Source organism: Gordonia terrae, from assembly GCF_001698225.1.
GTDB lineage: Bacteria > Actinomycetota > Actinomycetes > Mycobacteriales > Mycobacteriaceae > Gordonia > Gordonia terrae.
On record NZ_CP016594.1, the window covers coordinates 989,479 to 1,009,400 of the forward strand.

Annotated in this window: 18 protein-coding genes; 11 read left to right on the forward strand and 7 right to left on the reverse strand. The window is 64.2% G+C overall.

Annotation, left to right across the window (positions count from 1 at the left end; genetic code table 11):
* The first annotated feature begins 43 nt into the window (after positions 1–43).
* From BCM27_RS04570 to BCM27_RS04590, 5 genes are all read left to right on the forward strand, one after another.
* Positions 44–1,564 (forward strand): class I adenylate-forming enzyme family protein, encoded by a 1,521-nt coding sequence (locus tag BCM27_RS04570; RefSeq protein WP_004023256.1) that lies wholly within the window; start codon positions 44–46, stop codon positions 1,562–1,564.
* 4 nt (positions 1,565–1,568) lie between these two features.
* Positions 1,569–2,684, forward strand: a complete 1,116-nt coding sequence (locus tag BCM27_RS04575; protein WP_004023255.1) for a GAF domain-containing sensor histidine kinase — start codon at positions 1,569–1,571, stop codon at positions 2,682–2,684.
* Positions 2,678–3,286, forward strand: a complete 609-nt coding sequence (locus BCM27_RS04580; protein ID WP_004023254.1) for a response regulator transcription factor — start codon at positions 2,678–2,680, stop codon at positions 3,284–3,286. Before BCM27_RS04575 ends, BCM27_RS04580 begins: the two co-directional genes overlap by 7 nt.
* Positions 3,287–3,476: 190 nt before the next feature.
* Complete coding sequence (locus BCM27_RS04585; protein ID WP_033204432.1) at positions 3,477–4,532, forward strand: aldo/keto reductase; 1,056 nt, start codon at positions 3,477–3,479, stop codon at positions 4,530–4,532.
* A gap of 76 nt (positions 4,533–4,608) precedes the next feature.
* Entirely contained in the window at positions 4,609–5,031 is a 423-nt protein-coding gene (locus tag BCM27_RS04590) for a MaoC/PaaZ C-terminal domain-containing protein (protein WP_239450658.1), read from the forward strand.
* Positions 5,032–5,048: 17 nt separating this feature from the next.
* Here the strand turns inward: BCM27_RS04590 and BCM27_RS04595 are convergent, their stop codons facing one another.
* Positions 5,049–5,540, reverse strand: coding sequence for a winged helix-turn-helix transcriptional regulator (locus tag BCM27_RS04595; protein ID WP_204161406.1), 492 nt, complete (start codon positions 5,538–5,540; stop codon positions 5,049–5,051).
* A 102-nt stretch (positions 5,541–5,642) separates the two neighbouring features.
* On the opposite strand from BCM27_RS04595, the gene BCM27_RS04600 reads away from it, so the two are divergent.
* Entirely contained in the window at positions 5,643–6,842 is a 1,200-nt protein-coding gene (locus tag BCM27_RS04600) for an acetyl-CoA C-acetyltransferase (RefSeq protein ID WP_004023250.1), read from the forward strand.
* Positions 6,843–6,903: 61 nt separating this feature from the next.
* On the opposite strand, the gene BCM27_RS04605 is transcribed toward BCM27_RS04600, so the two are convergent.
* The 6 genes from BCM27_RS04605 to BCM27_RS04630 all read right to left on the reverse strand — a co-directional run bounded on the left by BCM27_RS04605 (position 6,904) and on the right by BCM27_RS04630 (position 14,255).
* Entirely contained in the window at positions 6,904–8,142 is a 1,239-nt protein-coding gene (locus BCM27_RS04605; RefSeq protein WP_004023249.1) for an MFS transporter, read from the reverse strand.
* 48 nt (positions 8,143–8,190) lie between these two features.
* Positions 8,191–8,709, reverse strand: a complete 519-nt coding sequence (locus BCM27_RS04610; RefSeq protein ID WP_004023248.1) for a VOC family protein — start codon at positions 8,707–8,709, stop codon at positions 8,191–8,193.
* Between the two features lie 123 nt (positions 8,710–8,832).
* Positions 8,833–9,537, reverse strand: coding sequence for a TetR/AcrR family transcriptional regulator (locus tag BCM27_RS04615; protein WP_204161407.1), 705 nt, complete (start codon positions 9,535–9,537; stop codon positions 8,833–8,835).
* 80 nt (positions 9,538–9,617) lie between these two features.
* Positions 9,618–11,147: an NAD-dependent succinate-semialdehyde dehydrogenase gene (locus tag BCM27_RS04620; RefSeq protein WP_004023246.1), complete on the reverse strand. Its 1,530-nt coding sequence runs from the start codon at positions 11,145–11,147 to the stop codon at positions 9,618–9,620.
* Positions 11,148–11,267: 120 nt separating this feature from the next.
* Positions 11,268–12,929: a cytochrome P450 gene (locus tag BCM27_RS04625; protein WP_004023245.1), complete on the reverse strand. Its 1,662-nt coding sequence runs from the start codon at positions 12,927–12,929 to the stop codon at positions 11,268–11,270.
* A 57-nt stretch (positions 12,930–12,986) separates the two neighbouring features.
* Complete coding sequence (locus BCM27_RS04630; RefSeq protein ID WP_004023244.1) at positions 12,987–14,255, reverse strand: FAD-dependent oxidoreductase; 1,269 nt, start codon at positions 14,253–14,255, stop codon at positions 12,987–12,989.
* 261 nt (positions 14,256–14,516) lie between these two features.
* Between BCM27_RS04630 and BCM27_RS04635 the strand changes: the two genes are divergently transcribed.
* The 5 genes from BCM27_RS04635 to iolC all read left to right on the forward strand — a co-directional run bounded on the left by BCM27_RS04635 (position 14,517) and on the right by iolC (position 19,913).
* The gene (locus tag BCM27_RS04635; protein WP_004023243.1) at positions 14,517–16,025 is read left to right on the forward strand and encodes an APC family permease; all 1,509 of its coding nucleotides are present in this window, start codon (positions 14,517–14,519) and stop codon (positions 16,023–16,025) included.
* Positions 16,026–16,057: 32 nt separating this feature from the next.
* Positions 16,058–16,957: a Gfo/Idh/MocA family protein gene (locus BCM27_RS04640; RefSeq protein ID WP_051987159.1), complete on the forward strand. Its 900-nt coding sequence runs from the start codon at positions 16,058–16,060 to the stop codon at positions 16,955–16,957.
* 105 nt (positions 16,958–17,062) lie between these two features.
* Positions 17,063–18,031: a cyclase family protein gene (locus BCM27_RS04645; protein ID WP_004023241.1), complete on the forward strand. Its 969-nt coding sequence runs from the start codon at positions 17,063–17,065 to the stop codon at positions 18,029–18,031.
* Positions 18,028–18,936: a putative aldolase gene (locus BCM27_RS04650; protein WP_004023240.1), complete on the forward strand. Its 909-nt coding sequence runs from the start codon at positions 18,028–18,030 to the stop codon at positions 18,934–18,936. Before BCM27_RS04645 ends, BCM27_RS04650 begins: the two co-directional genes overlap by 4 nt.
* Positions 18,933–19,913, forward strand: coding sequence for a 5-dehydro-2-deoxygluconokinase (iolC, locus tag BCM27_RS04655; protein ID WP_004023239.1), 981 nt, complete (start codon positions 18,933–18,935; stop codon positions 19,911–19,913). Before BCM27_RS04650 ends, iolC begins: the two co-directional genes overlap by 4 nt.
* Positions 19,914–19,922 lie beyond the last annotated feature (9 nt).

Here is a 19,922-nt window from a genome sequence, read left to right on the forward strand (position 1 = left end):
CTCAGAACCGCAGACTGGCTCCGACCGCGCAGCAGCGACGTCGATGAATGGACCCGGTGACATCCTGCCGCGCGCAGCAGCGATGTTCGGCCGTAAGGCGGCCCTGGTCACCTCGACGAGGACGCTCTCTTATGTCGACCTGGACGTGCTGAGCGACCGAGTCGCCGGTGGGTTGATCGAGCACGGGGTGTCCGAGGGAGATCCGGTGACGGTCTACTCGCAGAACCGGTGGGAGTGGATCGTTTCCTACCACGGCATACTGAAAGCTGGCGCAGTGGTGAATCCCGTGAATGCGATGCTCACGCTGGATGAGTTGTCATACGTGATGCGCGATTGCGAGGCGAAGGCAATCGTGACGGGCGATGAGCAGGCCGGTGATGTGGTGGCAGTGTGCCGTGAACTACCAGCGCCGGTACTCGTGGTGTCGTTCGGAGCCGCGCCCGGCGCGGTGGACTTCGAGACGTTGATCGGCAACGACATCAACCCTCCAGCAAGTCCGGTTCGGGGGTCCGACGCCTGCACGATCGGGTACACGTCGGGGACGACGGGGCGTCAGAAAGGGGCAGTGCAGTCCCATGAGGCGGTCTTGCTGAACTGTGCGCACACCGCCGCTATGCACGGACGAACGTCCAGCGACGTCGTCGTGACAGGGCTGCCGGCACCACACGTCTATGGCAACGTGGCTGTCAATTCGACATTCCTGGCCGGCGGCACCGTCGTACTCATGGACCGATTCGACCCAGCGAACGCCCTGGAGCTGATCGAACGTCACCACGCAACGCTCTTCGAAGGTGTGCCGACGATGTACACACTGATGCTGCAACACCCGACCGTTGGCGAGGTCGACTTGAGCAGTCTGCGAGCATGCACGGTTGGCGGTCAGACGATCGCACCGTCGACGATTGCCCGTTGGGAAGACCTGTCGGGAGCTCCGCTGATCGAGCTGTGGGGGATGACCGAGCTCTCCGGACTGGGAGCGACCCATTGCTTGCACGCGCCGAAGGTCGCCGGCTCCGTGGGAGTGTCTCTGCCTGGCGTGGACCTCCGTGTGGTCGATCTCGACGAGCCCAGCCGCGAGGTCGAACGAGGAGAGCCCGGCGAGCTGATGGTACGCGGTCCGGTGACGATGCTCGGCTACCACAACGACGCCGAGGCCACCGCCGAGGCCTTCACTTCTGATGGCTGGTTACACACCGGAGATGTCGCGGTCATGGAACCGTCCGGGCACGTCGTCATCGTCGATCGGAGGAAGGACGTGATCATCACGGCGGGTTACAACGTGTATCCGGCTGAGCTGGAACGCGTTCTCTCCGCTCACCCCGGTGTCGCGATGGTGGCGGTTGGGCCGGTCCCGGACCCGGTGAAGGGTGAACTGGCCTGCGCTTATGTCGTGCGGAGAGAGGGCGAGCTGGTTTCCGAACAAGAACTGATCGCGTTCACCGAGGACCAGCTGGCAGCGTACAAGAGACCACGGATCGTGCGCTTCGTGGACTCGCTCCCGACGACGTCGACCGGCAAGCTCGTGCGACGAAACCTCGGGGCCCCGGTCCGTCGGTCACCATAGAGTGATGGTCTCCGACGAAAGACGTGGGAATCCCCCTGACGGCCTCGTAGACCCGCTCGACCGGAGCGGGGTGATTCGAGCCGGCTTGGCAGCACTCAGCGCGACCGACGCTGTCTCCTGGTGGGCCGAAGCTCCAGCAGGAGACGATGACGGTGCGTCGGATCTGCAGTTGACCCACGTTCACGGGGATACCACCCCCGGATTGTCGAACCTGCATGTGCCGTTTGGCGTGGGGTTGACCGGACTGGTGCAGCGGATCGAACGCCCGGCCTGGGTCGACGACTATTTCGCGGCTGACGAGATCAGCCATGTGTTCGACACGCAGATCGCAGCGGAGGGCATCCGCCGACTGCTCGCGGTCCCGGTTATCACAGGTAGACGACTCCGTGGAGTCCTGGCGCTGGGCGAACGCGCTGCCGGCGCTTTCGGAGATCGTGCCGTCGGGCGTGCCACCGACATCGCTTCGGATCTCTCGCACCGTATCGCCCTCGCTGATCGTGCACGGCTGGCACGCGAGGTGGCTGTGCTGGAGGAGCGCCGACGGGTTGCGGCGGAACTTCACGACAGTGTCGGCGCGCTGCTGTTCGCCATCGGGTCGAGCGCTGCGCGACTCGAGGAACTGCTCGATGGGCAGGCTGAGGCTGCCGATGCGTTGGCCAGGCTGCAGGAGCAGACCAGTGCTGCATCCCAGGCGCTCCGGAGTTCGTTACGGGCGCTGAACGGCTCGCCAACCGCGGTGGCCTTATGTGTCACGGTGCAGTCCGATTGCACGGCTTTCACCGAGCGCACCGGTCTGCCTGCGAGTCTCGTTCTCCTGGACGATGGTCCGCCGGTGTTGCCGCCGTCGAGGACCGCGATAGTCGTAGCCGCAGTTCGCGAAGGTTTGCTCAACGTAGAGAAGCACGCGGGAGCCACCGTCGTGGCAGTGACGCTCGCCGAACGAAGTGGCGGCGGAATCATTGCGGCAGTCACGGACGACGGCGTCGGGCTGACGAACAGCGCGAGCGAGGGTCTGGGTCTGTCGAAGATGCGTGAGGCGGTAGCCCGAATCGGTGGCTGGGTGGGCTTGTCCTCCGAACCCGGGGACGGAACAACTCTACGAATCGAGGTTCCGTGCTGATCGACTCTCCGATTTCGGTCCTGGTGGTCGACGATCATCCGGTAGTGCGTGACGGCGTGACCACACAACTTCGCCGGCAAGGGGACATCACGGTGGTCGGTTACGCCGCAACGTCGGCGGATGCCTGTGTGCAGACGGCTCGCACCCGGCCGGATGTCATTCTGCTCGATCTCAGACTTCCCGACGCGCTCGCGGCCGACACCATTCCGCTGCTCCGAGACGCCTGTGCAACCAGCAAGATCCTGCTGTTCACGGCCTTTCCCGACCATGCTGCGGTGGCTCCATCGTTAGCCGCCGGCGCTCATGGACTACTGATCAAGGACGCATCTGGAACTGCCGTTCGGGACGCGGTCCGTCGAGTCGTCCTTACCGGTTCGTACCGCAGCGCCACTGCGAGCCGGTCGGCAACAGCTGCTTTGACGCCGCGAGAATACGACGTGCTCCGCCAGGTCGCGAGCGGGCATACCAACGTCGAGATCGCCCGATTGCTCGAGATCTCGCCCAACACCGTGAAGACGTACCTCCACAATGTCATGCATAAGCTGAACGCCCGCAACAGAGCCCAGGTCATCACGAACGCACGCATCCGCGGCCTGCTATGAGCTCCCGAGGCGGGTGCCGGATCGCGACGGCCGTGGCCCGCGAGGAGTTCCGGCGCGTATGGAGCTCTGTCGCACGGCTGTGGACCGAGTGTTTGATCAACGCTCGATGAGTGGCGCCCCACGGCACCGCGGGTGGCAGAAGTGCGGTAGGTTGTGTTTTCAAACGCTGTCGTCGAGTTTGGAGATCATCATGCGTTACACGACATTCGGTCGTCGGACAGGGCTGCGGGTTTCGCAGTACGCCCTCGGTACCGGCAACTTCGGAACCGGCTGGGGGGCTGGCGCCTCTCGCGCCGAGGCGAAGGCGATCTTCGACCGGTTCGTCGAGGCGGGTGGGAATTTCATCGACACGGCCGACGTCTACCAGTTCGGTCAGGCCGAGCAATTGGTGGGCGAGTTCATCCAGGCCGATCGTGACGACTTGGTACTCGCCACGAAGTTCGCCGTCGGGCCTGGTCCCCGCAAGTCGTTGTCGGGCACCGGAAACGGTCGCAAGAATTTGCGTGTGTCCGTCGAAGGGAGTCTGAAGCGCCTGAACACCGACTACATCGACGTTCTATGGGTCCACTATCCCGACGCACTGACGCCGATGGAGGAGTTGTTGCGTGGTCTCGACGACCTTGTGACTCAAGGAAAGATCCTGCACGCTGCATTGTCGAACTTTCCCGCCTGGCGCGTTTCGCGAGCGGTCGCTCTGGCCGATGCGGCCGGGTGGGCACCTCTGGCCGGGGTGCAGATCGAGTACAGCCTGGTGGAGCGTTCCGCAGAACGCGAGTTGCTACCGATGGCCGAAGCCCTCGGCTTGGGTGTCAACCTCTGGTCCCCACTGGGAGGGGGGTTGCTCACCGGGAAGTACCGGCACGGCGATCAAGGACGCCTGACTGATCTGAAAACCCTGATCCACACCGAGTCGACCGCGCAGAAGACCGCTGTGGTCGACACTGTGCTGGCGATTGCGGACGAGGTCGGCAGTCCACCTGCACAGATCGCCACCGCGTGGGTCAACGAGCGTTCGAAGGCGCTGGCGACATCATCGGTACCGATCGTGGGTCCGCGCGATCTCGCTCAGCTCGAGGACTACCTCGCGGCGCTCGACGTCGAGCTCACGGCTGACCACATCGCGCGGCTGAATGAGGTCAGTTCGATCGACCCCGGCGTCCCCCACGCAGGCAATGCGAGCTCGCTCAACGGCTTGCAAGGTGGTGTGAAGAAGAAGATCGACGGACCTGACGTCCCGGTGGCCTGAAGGAGAGGAGAGATCCATGGTGACACCTCATCCCACCCGACCCGATGGGCTGTGGCTCGATGATCTACATGAGGGTATGAGCTTCGCCAGCGACACCTACGAGATGACGGCAGAATCCATCATCGCGTTCGCGACCGAGTTCGACCCTCAGCCCTTTCACGTCGACGCGGAGTCCGCTGAAGGTACTTTCTTCGACGGTCTGGTGGCCAGTGGTTGGCACACTGCGGCAGTGACGATGAGGCTGCTCATCAACGGGCTGCCGATTGCGACCGGGATCGTCGGTGGGGGCGGCGAGCTGAGCTGGCCCAGTGCCGCGACGGACGGCGATGTCCTGCGCGTGGAGGGCGCGGTCACAAGAATCACCCGGTCGCGGTCACGGCCTGAGCAAGCGTGGGTAGTCGTCGAGCACCGCACTGTCAATCAGCGCGACGAGGTCCGGCAGACGAACTCCAGTCGGCTGCTGGTGTGGCAGCGACCTCGAGCTGGCGGGAACGCTTGAGGCCGTGGGGGACTCGGTCACTTAGCGATCGACGGAGAGTCCGCAATAGACACCTCGCCGCGCTCGACGACTTCACCGCATGCGCTGCAGGCAAGGACGGGCTGGTACGCCGAGCCGCAGGAGTGCTCGAACCGAAGTGGCGGTCCGGCCTCGTCTGCCAGGTGCCGATCGCCGAACTCGCGCATCGTGGCTATGACGGGAGCGAGCGCTTCGCCGAGGTCGGTCAGATGGTATTCGAAGCGCGGCGGCCGGTTCTCGTACTGGACGCGGTGAACCAGACCCTGGGTCTCCAGCCGCCGAAGCCGAGCCGTGAGGATGTCGCGTGGTGCTCCGGTGCGGCGCGCGATCTCATCGAAACGATGAGACCCGAGAAGCATCTCGCGCACGGCCAGCAACGTCCACTTGGCGCCGATCAGATCCAGAGTCCGTGCGACCGAACACTCGCGCACCTCGGAAGTCATATCACCGATATTACGCGGTCGGTTGGAACACGCGACCCGCGTGGCCATCTCGGCATCTGCAGCGCGGCCGGAGTGCCGCCACCTCTGTTTCGACCGGCCGATCAAAGCGGCCGTTCCCGGACCCAACCCAACTAGAAGGTGAGAGTTTTCATGGCTATTGACCCCGCCGACCGATCAGTCATCGTCGCCGGAGCCCGTACCCCCGTCGGTCGTTTCATGGGCTCACTCAGCTCGCTCACAGCGGCCGAGCTCGGGGGGATCGCGATAGCGGCGGCACTACGGCGAGCCGGAATCAGCGGCCGTCACGTCGAGCAGGTCATCATGGGACAGGTACTCACCGCCGGTGCGGGCCAGCTACCCGCCCGTCAAGCTGCGGTTGCCGGCGGCGTCCCGATGAGCACCCCCTCGGTCACAGTGAACAAGGTCTGCCTCTCCGGAATTCATGCGGTCGCCGTTGCCGACCGCCTCATCCGCGCCGGCGATTGCGACATCGTCGTCGCGGGCGGGCAAGAGTCGATGAGCAACGCGCCTCACCTACTGCCCACATCGCGCAGCGGGTTCAAACTGGGTAACGCGGCCCTCACCGATCATCTCGCCTACGACGGGCTCCGAGATGTCTTCACCGAACAAGCCATGGGAACGCTCACCGACAATGCGGCCGACCCCGACGTCATCACCCGCGCTGACCAGGACCATTTCGCCGCCACCTCCCACCAGCGGGCCGCCGCCGCATGGAAGAACGGTGCGTTCGACGATGAAGTACAGCCAGTCCGTATCGCCACGCGCACAGGCGATCTCAGCGAAGTCACCACTGACGAGGGCATCCGTGCGGACACGACTACCGAGACGCTGGCCCGTTTGACACCCGCGTTCTCGCCCGACGGCACCGTCACCGCCGGCAACGCATCACCCCTCAACGACGGGGCAGCAGCCCTGGTCATCATGAGCAAACGCAAAGCCACCGAACTCGGCCTCACCTGGCTCGCCGAGATCGGCGCCTACGGCACCGTCGCCGGACCCGACTCCACCCTGCAGCTCCAACCAGCCAACGCCATTCTCGCGGCCTGCGGCAAGGACGGCATCACCCCCGCTGACCTCGACCTGATCGAGATCAACGAGGCCTTTGCCTCCGTCGGCATAGCCTCCACCCGTCAACTGAACCTCGACCCCGCCACCGTCAACATCCATGGCGGAGCGATCTCCATCGGACATCCACTCGCCATGTCCGGCGCGCGCATCACCCTGCACCTCGCAATCCAACTTGCCCGCAGCGGCGGAACCGGAGCGGCAGCACTCTGCGGTGGCGGCGGACAAGGCGACGCTCTCATCCTGCACTCGCAGACGCAATGATGCCTCGGGCCGGCGATGCCGCGTACGAGCGCCTGCCGCCCAGCAGTCAGCTGTGGGGTGATCATCGCATTCGGGGCATCGAAGGCTCATTGCCCCGACCTGCGTTGCGTGGCGGCGCAAGGACGCCGGCCGCGCAGAAACAGACCACCATCGCAGCGATGGGAAGAACGAACGCGTTGTTCAGGCCGACGATGTCGGCGAGCCCGCCGACAACGGCGGGTCCGGCAAGGACTGCAAGGTAACCGGCACCCACCACCCGGGAGAGTTGCTTGCCGGAGGCCCCGGGGGTGTTTCCTGTGGCAGTGAAGACCTGGGGAACACACCCGGACAATCCGAGACCCAAGATCGTCCAGCCGACGCACGTGGCAGCCAGCACCGGTGACAGCACCACGATCAGAAGTCCGACGACTGCCAATGCCGATCCGAGACGCAGGACGCGGACCGGGCCGGTGCGGGCGGCTACCCGGTCGACGGTGAATCGGCCGACCGTCATCGCTGAAACGAAGCAAGCCAACGCCAGTGCGGCAGAGCTCGGTGAGCCGGCGAGGTGCTCTTGGGCGTGGAGGCTGCTCCAATCCATTGCCGACCCCTCGGTGAGCAGAAGGAGAAAGGCGAGCGTTCCCAGCACGATCAGGCGCGTCCGATGGCGCGGCGCCGGCGACTCCTCCGAGATCTCCGTGTCGTGCGGGCCGGGTGGTTGCGGGATGGCGGCGAATCCACGGACTAGCGTGGGTGCGGAGATCGCTGCCACCGCCAATGCGACGGCGGAAACGATCAAAGCTGTTGCAGTGGTACCGATCCCGACGGTGAACGCTGCGGCGCCACTCAGTGCGCCGAGCACGTTTCCGATCGAGAACATTCCGTGGAAGGAGGCCATGATCGGTCGTTCATAATCCCGCTCGACCTCGACTGCGGCCGCGTTCATACCCACTTCGCCGATTCCTACTGCGATTCCGAGTATCAAGGCGGTGCCGGCAACCATGGGCCACGTCGTCACCATGAGCGGAGGTAGCAACGCCAACGCCATGGCGGCGGCCCCGGCCAGCGCGACACAGCCGCTTCCCCATCTGTCGACCGCATATCCACTGGCCTGCATTCCCACCAGGGCGCCCACCCCGAGAATGAGCAGGATGAGGCCCATGCTCGATGTCGAAGCGTTGATGGAGTCTTTCACCGACGGCAGGTGGGTGGCCCATGTGCCGAGCACCAGGCCGAACGCAACGAAGACACCGAAGACGGCAAGGCGCTTGTGTTGCAATGACTTACCGGTCGTGGCCAGGGACGTGTACATGTTGGTCATCGGTTCCTAGTGGTGGTTTCGTTGCTGCCTGCAGAGGTCGTCGCAGCGTCAGGCGAATCGGGGCAGCGCCATTCGATGGTGGGTCTTCCGCTCGTACGGCATCCCGGGCTGCCACTGAATCAGTTCGAGCACCAAACCCCAATCGGTACGGAAATACGCCCACTTCAGACCGTCCATATCGTCCTGCTCACGAATGATCTCGGAGATCGCTTCGGTGTCGGCGCGGGCAGTCAGCTCGGCGCCGGCAGTCTCGATGTCATCGACGTGCAGGCAGAGGTGCCAACCGCCGGGGTCGGCAGGACGTGGTGCCGCGTCGGGAAGTCGCATCTGACGGTTGGTGTATTCGAGCAGTTCGAGGTTGAACGAATCGCCCAGCACGAGATTCGCCTGCCGGAGGGTTCCCCTCTCGGGGCCGTCCTCCCCGGGCCAGACGTAGCCGAAGTCGTCGTATGGGCCGGCCTCGATCACCACATCGAATCCGAGTGCGTCGACGAAGAACGCTACGGCTTTCTCGAGATCGGGGACGGCCAGTCCGACGTGGTCGAAGGCGCGTTTGACAGTGATCACAGTGTGCTCCTGGAGTAGACGGGTCCGCGTGGGGGGGACTAACGAACATAAGTTAGGTGATTCGAGGTATGAAAGTGCGTGCGAGTCGAGAGGTGGTTTCAGATCTCTACCCGGCCTCGACGATCAAGCGATGGGAAGCGACAGGATGTTGCGACACATCAGCACGGCTTGGTCGGCGCCGCGGCTGACCTCGTCGTCGCCGGCGTCGGTGTCGAACCAGCGGGTGGCTCCCTCCAAGAGGGTGTTGACGATCTTGACGCGGCGCTCACTGTTGTCGATGCCCATGTCCAGTGCCGCGGCAACGTACAGGGATTCGTACAAGTCCACCCAGTGCGCCACCTTCTCGCTCAACTCCGCTGGGAGAATGTGCGCAGTGCGGTCGGTGGCGACGATCAGATCCCAGAAATTGCTCTCGGGTAGTCGTACCTGGCGGGTGAAATGCAGCCGGACCATTGCATCCCAGAATGAAGCGGCGTCTGGAGTATGTACGACGGCTTCGACCAGGGCGCCGCAGAACTGGTGATAGTGCCACCGCAGAGACTCGGTGACGATCTCATCGCGACCGCCGGGGAAGTGGGTGTAGATGCTGGGAGCTTTGATATCGAGCTCCTTGGCAACGGTCCGCATACTGACCGAGGACAGACCGTGGGTCACGCAGAGCTTGAGGAAAGCCTCGACGACCCGACGTTTGGCGGGCGACATGCCATCACGGGGTGCAGCATCGAACTGTTGGGCAAACTCCGCGAGCGCTCGATGCCGGAACGAGTCGGCGGCACCAGACGCCGACGCCGCCGGGTCGATCGTCGGTGTCCCCTTGTCGGTCACCATCGTGATGCTAGTCGGTGTCCGGTATGCGGAGTGCCCGGGGGTCTCGGCGGTCGCTGTTGTCGACATGTCAGTCAGCGCCGTCAGGCGGTAGGGGCCGCGATGGGGTTGATGCCGACGTACTTGGTCTCGACGTACTCGGCAATGCCCTCTGGTCCGCCCTCGCGCCCGAAACCAGAGTGTTTCATACCGCCGAACGGTGCCGCAGCGTTGGAGATGACTCCTTGGTTGATCCCGATCATGCCGAATTGCAGCGATTCTGCGACCCTGATGGTGCGAGCCGTGCTCGAGGTGAACGCGTAGGCCGCGAGGCCGTACTCGGTGTCGTTCGCGCGGGCGATTGCGTCATCGTCGTCGGTGAAGGTCGAGATGGGCGCCACCGGTCCGAAGATTTCTTCCCGAAGCACAGCACTGCCCGGTTGCACGTTGGTGAGAACGGTTGGTTCATAGAAATATCCGGGCCCGTCGACCCGCTCACCGCCGGTGGCGATATCGGCTCCCCACTGCACGGCGTCGGTGACGAGTTCGGCCACCTTACCGCGCTGCTTGTCGTCGATGAGCGGCCCGACCGTGACTCCGTCGTCGATACCGGCGCCCAGTCGCTCCGCGCTCATCCGTCGAGACAGAAGGTTTGCGAAGTCGTCTGCGACCGACCGATGTACGAGGAAGCGGTTGGCGGCCGTGCATGCCTCACCCATGTTGCGCATCTTCGCAAGCACCGCGCCGTCGACCGCGGCCTCGAGGTCTGCGTCGTCGAATACCAGGAAGGGTGCGTTGCCGCCGAGCTCCATCGAGACCCGCAGCACTTGGTCGGCGGACTGTCGGATGAGGTCTTTGCCCACGGGCGTCGATCCGGTGAATGTCAGCTTTCGCAGTCTCGGGTCGGTGATCAGGGGCGCCATGACCGCGCCACTCATCCTGGTGGGAATGACGTTGAGGACGCCGGCAGGAACGCCGACCTCGGCCAGCAAGTCCGCGAGTGCGAGCATCGTCAGAGGGGTCTGTGACGCAGGTTTGACCACCATTGTGCAACCGGCCGCAATGGCCGGCCCGATCTTGCGGGTTCCCATTGCGAGGGGGAAGTTCCAGGGCGTGATCATCAGCGTGGGTCCGACCGGTTGGCGCATGGTCATCAGTCGGGACATTCCGTCGGGCGAGGTCGCCCACCGGCCGTCGATGCGTACGGATTCCTCCGAGTACCAGCGGAAGAACTCCGCGCCGTACGCCACTTCGCCGCGGGACTGCGACAGGGGTTTGCCCATCTCGAGGGTGATCAGGGTGGCGAAGTGCTCTGCTCGTTCGGTCAAGAGATCGAAAGCCCTGCGGAGCAGTTCTCCTCGGTAGCGCGGCGACGTCTGAGCCCAGTCATCCGCCGCGACGACGGCCGCATCGAGGGCGGCCGTGCCGTCCGCGGGCGTTGCCGACGCGATGTCGGTCAGCGTCCGACCGGTGGCTGGGTTTTCCACTGCGATGGTGGTGGTATCGGAAGAGTCACGCCACTGTCCCGCGATGTACAAGCCGGTGGGTACTGAGCCGAGCGCTTCGAATGAGTCGGGAGCAGTGGTCCCGGGATATGAAGCGGGCGCGGTGGTGTCGGTATCGGAGTGGGGCATGGCCATCCCTTCAAGGTGGTGCCGGCGTGAAAGAAGTGGTGCGGTATGCGGACGGTCACGGTGCAGCCGCGTCTTTCGGTGGTGGGTGGTTCATACACCCCACCACCGAAAGGCACGGGATCAGCTCAAGGAGATGGGCATCTTGTCGTATGCGACGAGACGGTCGGTCATGACTCGGGTGGGGGGTTCGACCAGGGCGACCTCGGTGAAGCGCTCTGCGGTCATGGTGAAGATGACCTCGATCTCGGCCCGGGCGATGAGTTGCCCTGCACAGCTGTGAGTTCCGAGGCCGAAGGTGAGGTTTCGGCTGAGGTCCAGGGGCCGTGTGTAGTCGAATTCGTGCGGGGCGTCGAAGACGGCGGGGTCCCTGTTGACGGCGCCGATGGGGAACTTGATGGTCGCGCCTTGGGGGATGATCGTGCCGGCGATTTCGACGTCCTCGGTGGGGAAGCGGGTGAGGAGCAGTTCCACAGGATTGAGACGGGCGATTTCGTTGACGATGCGTTCGCGGGTTTCGGGCTTGTCCCGGTAGTCGAGAAGAACGTCTGGGCGCTCGGCGAAGATCTCGAACCCCGCGCCGACGAGGTAGGCGGGGTTGGGTGCACCGGACATGTAGAAGAGCACCATGTTCTCCAGCACCTGACGTTCGGTGATCTCCCCGCGCTTGCTCGCCGCGATGAGTTCGTCGGCCAGTCCATTGCCGGGGTTGAGTTCTTTCTCGCGGAGCAGCTTCTCGGTGGTGGTGAACATGTAGTTGAGGGCCTCGGTCGACTTCTCGAGGGTACCGGCGGGCGGGTCGGTGGCCTGGATGAGCATGGCGTTCCACAATGCCCAGAAGAGCGGTTCGACCTCGCCGTCGGGAAATCCGAGCACTTGGGCCATCGTCGTGTGAGTGGGAACGACGCCGAGGTCGTAGTGGGCGTCGATGACGCTGCCGGGTTCGTACTCGGCGAGGATGGACGTCATCGATTCCCGCGTCGCCTCGACCCATCGACGGATCAACTTCGGGGTGAACCACCGCGAGAAGAGTCGACGAGCCTGAGTGTGATTCGGCGGATCCATCGTGAGCACGGTGTTGTTGAAAGCGGCACCGAACACGGTCTGTCCCTCGTTGTTCGGTTCGAGGATGCTCATGTTGGGAGCCTTGACGAACTTCATCGCTTCGTCGTATCCCAGGACGACGAAGGTGTTGTCGTCGGTTTGGTGAACCGGACCCAGCTGACGGGCACGGTCGTACCACGGGTGCGGGTTGAGCTGGAAATCCCGGTCATTCCACGGAAACAGGTCACTCCCGGCAGTCGGGGCCGGCATGGGCGCACGTTCGGCGGCCGGGATGAGGATGGGAAGTGCGTCGTTGTGCGCCCATTGCGTGGCGACATCGACGGGGTCGAGGCCGGTGGTGGCGTCGTGTCGCCCCACGTTGCCGATCTGGGTGGCCCCGAGTTCGACGAGCAGGTTCGCCATCGTCTTGATGGCGTTGTTGTAGTTCTCGTAACTGCTGTCCCCGAGCCCGAACGCCGCGAACCGCAGCCCGCTCAGGTCGGGACGCTCTGCAACCAGGGCGTCGTAAAACGGTTCGGTGGTCGCCGGGAGGCCCCCCTCGCCGTAGGTGGAGGTGATCAGCACCGCGACCTTCGCGTCGGCGACATCGCTGACATCGACGTCGGTCAGTTCACGCAGTTGCGTATCGACGTCGGCGTCTTTGAGGATGGCGACGATTTCGTCGCCGACCATCTCGGCGTTTCCGGATTCGGTGCCGTACCAGACATGGATCAGGGTCATGCGGGTGTCCTTTCGTTGATGGGTCGTCGCTGCCGACATTCCCTTGAGGTGGAAGGCCTACTTCTTGGAATCGCGTACTACGTCGGACATTTCGGTCCATGTCGTGAACTTGCGGCGAACGCGGCCGGGGCGGGCGCGTCCGACTTCGGCTCGGTCGATGAGGGTCCAGTCGTCGAATGTCGTCGAGGTGGGCGGTAGATGTGGTCGCACACCGTCGAGTCCGGTGTGGCCGGCGTCTCGACCCAGGTGATCGACGATTTGACGGGCGGCCTCTTTTGCGAGAGAACGATTCTCGGCCAGGTTGCCCAAAGAGCCGCTTCCGCAGCCACCCACCCGAACGATGTGGCCGCGACCTGTCCAGTCGTCGAGTGCTGTGCCGTCTACGAACCCCATCGCGGTGATCACGGTGTCGGCATGATGTACGAAAGTGCCGCTCGCAGTTTCTGTTTCGTCGAGACTTCCGTTGAACCGGGTGCGCACGACGCAGTGACGACCCCCGGTGTCCACACTGATCGGAGTCTCACGGAAGCGCACGTCCACGCGCACGCCGCGACCGTCCCCCGTGTTGGTGTCGGCGGAACGTTCCTCGAGCTGACCGTCGAGATAGACCGTGACGCCCGGAAGTGCGCAGAGCTCGGCGAACATGGATGCGTCCCAGCGAACCCGGTCTCGTGGCCCACGGGAAAGCAGAGTCAACTGGCGGATGTTCGCCGTTTCGAGCGATTCGCGAGCGTCATCGTCGATGTCCGAATTGTGGAAACCGTCCTCTGCTTTGCAGAGCAACCGAGCGACGTCCATGGCCACGTTTCCGGTGCCGACGATGAGCACCTCCTCCCCGAGTGGGCGAGGCTCGGTTGACCTCAAAGTGCTGTCGGGATCACCGTTGAGGAACCGGAGGAGCTGGCCGGCGCCGTACACGGGGGCAGCCGGATCGACAGGTACCTCCAACGGGCGATCCGCGGCGAGACCCGTTGCCAGGACGACTACATCGAAGTTGTCCTCGAGTAGGTCAAGGGGGAGATCCCGGCCGATGGTGGTGTTGCCGACGAAGTCGACACGGTCCGACGCGAACAACCGGTCGAATTGTCGGCTGACGTTCTTCATGCCCTGGTGATCCGGTGCAACTCCGTAGCGCAGCAAACCGAAGGGGGTCGGACGGGTGTCGAAGATCGCGATGTGAACGTCGGGCGCGGAGCGGAGGAGCGCCATCGCCGTGTAGCACCCGGATGGGCCGCACCCGATGATGGCCACGTGACCGGCAATTCGCTGCGGCGCCACCGGTGCGGCGCAGTGAGTCCCGGCCGGCGAATCTGGGTCGAAGGACATTGGAGCTCCTGGAGGCGGGGAAGTTGAGGCGCCGGTCGCATCTGCGTCGCCGGCTGGTGTGACGCACACTACCCTACCTAACTACCGTTCGTGAGTCGAGATGTGATTCACTGAGTTTTGTAAACAGCGTGTGACCGATCTCGCCAAAACTCTTCCCAAGCTTACGAACGTTAGGTAGCGTCTCACGCATCGCAGAGTGATCTGGACAACACCAACCATCCTGCGAGGCTCGCTCCCACTTCATCTACGAGGGATCTCACCGTGACCGAAGCTTCCAATCTCCCCGGGGCGTCTGCCGCCGGGCCGACCGCGTCAGAGACGCGCCTGTCGGGCAATCTCGGCGCGACATCGCTGGTCCTCAGCGTGCTCGCGTTCTCCGCGCCCATCGTCACCGTTTCCGGCTACATCGCCTTCGCGATCGGTTTCGTCGGTGAAGCGGCGCCACTGGCCTGGGTCGTCGCGACCGTCAGCTTGGCCATCTTCGCGGTCGGATACACGACCATGACGCGGCACATCCGCCGGCCAGGCGCCTTTTACGCCTACATCAGCCTCGGCCTCGGCAAGACGCCTGGAGTCGGTGGTGCCTACCTCGCGACAGTGTCGTACATGCTGATCACAGTCGGCATCTTCACCTTCTCCGGAACGATGATGTCGGCTGCGATCGAGGCGCTGGGCGGGCCGTCGATTCCGTGGTGGGCATGCACGATCGTGGGGTGGATACTCATCGCGACTCTGGGTCATTTCCAGATTGAGTTGTCCGCCAAAGTCTTGGGCACAGTCATGGTCCTGGAAGTCATTCTCGTCGCGGTCTTCAACGTATTCGTCATCGCAAAGGGTGGGGACAGCGGGCTCTCGGCGGCTCCGCTGGATCCGACGAAGTTCTTCAATGCCGGAACCGGATTGGCATTGCTCTTCGCTTTTGGCAATTTCATCGGTTTCGAGGCGACCGCGCTGTATCGCGACGAAGTTCGTGACCCGGCCAGGACGGTTCCCCGCGCCACCTATTTGGCGGTGGTACTGATCGGCGGCTTCTATGCTGTTTCCGCTTATTCGATGATCATCGCCTACGGACCGACTGCGACGGACGTAGCGAACTCAGAGCCCACAACCATGTTCGACAACGCCATGGCCACGTACGTCAGCCCGAGCCTGGCGAACATCACCTTGGTGCTGGTCGCGACGTCTGGACTGGCTTCCACCCTGTCGACACACAACATCGTTGCCCGATACGTCCAGAACCTCAGCGCCGATCACGCTCTGCCGGCCTTGCTTGCGCGGGTGCACCCCACTCATAAGTCTCCCTACCGGGCCTCTGCGGCCTCTGCGGCCATCGTCGGCGTCCTGTTGATTCTTGCGGGAGTGACCATCCCGGACGAAACCATCATCATCGGCACAGGTAGCGGGCTGGGCACGGCAGGCGTGTTGACCCTGATGGCAGTGGTCAGCTTCGCGGTGTTTCGCTATTTCTCCCGGACCGGTCGACCCGCGGGTGAATCCGTGTGGCGCGTGACCACGGCCCCGCTCATCGCTCTCACCATCCTCGGTGCGGTGGTGTTCTTCGCGATCATTCGTTTCGACCTCTTGGTGGGTGGCGAACCCGGTGAGAAGTTGTGGCTGCTGATCTTTCCGATTGCATTCTTCGCTGCCGGCAGTGCCGTGGCTCAGTACATGAAACGAAACCGACCGGACCGATACGCGCTACTGGGCCGCGCCGAAGGAGACGACGCCGACACCGATCCGACCAACGACAACGCCACACCGGTTCGCTGAGCCGAGTGGATTCGCCGACGCAGGTATCTCACATGCGCACACACGGAATGAGGAGAGAATTGACAGTAGTAAGAATCGGACTGGTTGGAGCCGGCCCGTGGGCGCGGATCTTTCATGCGCCGATGATCACCGGCGGGCCGGAGACCGAGCTGACAGCAGTGTGGGCGCGTCGCACCGAGGCCGCCCAGGAGATCGCGGACGAGTTCGGATCGTCGGTGGCAACGTCGTTCGATGACCTTCTCGACCGGGTCGACGCGTTGGTGTTCGCGGTTCCCCCCTTCATCCAGGCCGAACTCGCCGCACAGGCGGCGCGGGCTGGCAAACCGATGCTGCTCGAGAAGCCGCTCGGTGTGGATCTGGCTCAGGCGGAGAAGCTGACGCAGGCGATCGACGAAGCGGGTGTGGCGACTCAGGTGATGTTCACCAACCGCTTCAGCCCACGGATCAGGGGCTTCCTCGAACGGGCCCGCGCTCAGACGCCGATCGGGGCCGTCGGTTACTACGTCAACCAGGCGGCACTTCCGGGCGGGACGTTCGCCACGCCTTGGCGGGTGGAAAAGGGTGGCCTCCTCGATCTCGGGCCGCACGTCCTCGACACCCTCGACGCCGCTGTCGGCCCCATCGTCGAGGTACGCGGTGAAGGGGACCCCCAGCGCTGGTACGTCCTCACCGCCACCCACGAGAATGGCGTGATCAGTCAGGCAGCATTGTCGCTGACCAGCCCCGTCGTCGCCGATGTCGCAGGCGTGAAGGTCTACACGGAGCAAGGCGAACTCGAGTGCGAGTTCGTCGGCAAAGACGGAGATCCAGAGGCGCCGAACGTGATTCGGCGTGAGTTCGCTGAGGTCGTCAGGTCCGGCGTCTCGCATGAGGTCGACGTTCACCGTGCCCTCTACATCCAGCGACTGCTCGAACAGGCCGCGCCGAACTGAGTCGGGGGCGAAGCCCGCGGCGGTCCAGATCACGACGCCGTCGCGGGCCCCGGACGCGGGTCCGGTTCGACCTCCCGACGCCGACACGCACCGAAGGAGAACACCATGTCGGACGACAACGTCGCGACCACCATCGAAGAACTTCTAGGCCCGGACAGCCCGAAGAACTGGGGCAAGTGGGGCCCGGACGACGAGGTCGGCAGCCTCAACTATCTCGACGCTGCCCAGGTACTCCGTGCCGTCAGCACTGTCGAAACCGGCGAGGTGTTCACCCTCCAGGTCCCGATCGGGGACCCCGACCGTCCCGACCCTGTCTGGCCGGGCCGCGAGCCGGCAGTCCGTACACCGGTGATGGACGAGGGTTACTTCGTGCGCGGCGAGGAGCCGGAACCGTCCGACGGACATCACTGGGCCGATGACCGGATCGAGATGTTCACCCAAGGCTCGTCACAGTACGACGCGCTCGCACACTACTGGTACGGCGATCAGGTGTGGAACGGTTACTCCGCCGACAGCACGGTCGGGCGGCTCGAACGAGCGTCGGTGCTTCCCATCGCGGAGAAAGGGGTTGTCGGACGAGGGGTCCTCATCGACATGGCCCGAGCGCGGGGTAAAGACGTGCTCGGCAACGGCGAACAGATCACCCTCGCAGATCTTTTGAGCGCGGCCGCCGACCAGGGCACCACCATCGAGCCGCGCGACATCCTGATCATTCGTACCGGATGGATCGGGTCGTACTACCGCAGCCCGGTCGACGAGTTCTACCGCGATTGGAACGAGCCCGGCCTGGTCTACAGTCGTGAACTCGTCGAGTGGTTTCAGCGGATGGAAATCCCCAACCTCGTCACCGACACCATCGCGAACGAGCTCAGCTTCTATCCAGGCGGCCTGCAATTGCCGCTGCATTGCGCGCTGATGCGCAATCTCGGAGTCGCGTTCACCGAACTCTGCCAACTCGACCCGCTGGCGGACGCCTGCGCCGCCGACCGGCGTTGGAGCTTCCTCTACACCGCAGCCCCCCTGAAAATCTCCGGCGCCAGCGGCGCCCCAGTCAACCCGGTGGTCATCAGATGAACATCCAGTCGAGCCCTGGCGTCGCCGTGGAGGGCGACCCCGCACCGACCTCACCCATTGATGTATTCCGTGATGCCCATGGTTTGTTCACCATGGTCGCCGTCGATCAACGCGGGTCTCTTCGCCACATGCTCGCGTCCGGCCGGAGCGGCGAAGCTGTCTCAGACGAGGACCTGACCGAGTTCAAGGCCGATCTCGTCGAGGCGATCGGTGATACGGCCAGCGGCATACTGTTGGACCAAGACTACGGACTCGCGGCCGCGCAGAAATCGCAATGCCCCGTCATCCTCGCCGCTGACATACTCTCGTCAAGTCAGCCGGGCGGTCCAGTCGACATAGCGGAGCTGGACGACTCGGTCACTGCCGACACGGCGCGCACATTCCGCGCCCAGGCGCTGAAATTCTTGCTGCCCTGGCACCCCGCCCGCCGCTCCGAGGCCATCGACCTGGCGCACTCCTTCATGGCGCGATGCCGGGAGATCGGGCTCCCCGGGGTGCTCGAGGGCGTCGTGCGGCCGCGAGAGGGTACTGCTGCGGCCAGTTCCGAAGGGTTTGCCGAGGCGCTGGTCGAAGCGGCCGCAGATCTGTCGCAGACCCAACCCGATCTCTATAAGACCGAGGTCGTCTACTCCGGCCACCATCATCGCGAACTCGCCACCGCCACTGCGCGATCCATCACAGAGCAGTTGTACTGCCCCTGGGTGGTGCTGTCATCCGGCGTCAGCGGGGCGGACTTCCCGGCTGCGGCGGCGGCCGCGGTTGCCGGCGGCGCCAGTGGGTTCCTGGCCGGCCGCGCCGTGTGGAGCGAAGCCACCCGATCCCCGCAACCCCGTACCTACCTGCGAGCACACGCTGCGCAGAACCTTCAGACCATCACCGATCGAGTCCGGACGAGTCACACATGATCAACACCAATCCCTCAATCCCCGACGTCTTGGTCATCGGCAGGGTCTGTATCGACATCTACCCAGAACAGTTCGGCGTCGGACTGGCAGACATCTCGAGCTTCAGCAAATCGATCGGAGGCAGCGCCACCAACGTGGCAGTGGCTGCCGCACAATTGGGCAACTCGGTGCGCCTGGTCACCCGTATCGGCGACGACCCGTTCGGGGAGTATGCCCGCGCCGAGCTCAAACGCCTGGGCGTGGACAACACCGGCATCACCCCGGTGTCCGGACTGAAGTCGGTACTGACGTTCTGCGAGGTGTTCCCGCCCGACGATTTCCCGCTGTACATCTACCGCGAACCCACCGCCCCTGACATGTACCTCGACGAGGCCGATCTCCCGCTCGACGAGGTCGAACGAGCCCCGATCTTCTGGGCAACGGCGACGGGACTCTCTCGGGAACCGAGCCGGTCTGCCCACCACACGGCATGGAATCGGCGGAACCGCCGGTCGAACACGATCCTCGATCTGGACTACCGACCCATGTTCTGGGACGACGAGCACCATGCGCACACCGCGGTGTCCGAGGCCCTCGACCATGTCACCGTCACCGTCGGCAATCTCGAGGAATGCCGGGTGGCAGTAGGGGAGAGCGACCCCGATCGCGCAGCCGAGGCTCTGCTCGACCGCGGTGTGGAGCTGGCGATAGTCAAAATGGGGCCGAATGGCGTGATGGCACGTACTCGATCCGAACGTATTGTCTCGCAACCGATTCCTGTAGACGTCGTCAATGGTCTGGGAGCTGGCGACGCCTTCGGAGGGGCGTTGTGTCATGGCCTCCTGCGCGGCATGCCCCTACAGATGACGCTCGATATGGCCAACGCAGCGGGTGCTCTGGTCGCCACCCGACCGCAGTGCTCCCTGGCGATGCCCACCCTGTCCGATCTCATGGATTTCGCCGACCAAGCAGCAACCACGCGTAGCGGCCGCGGGTAATCGGGCGCA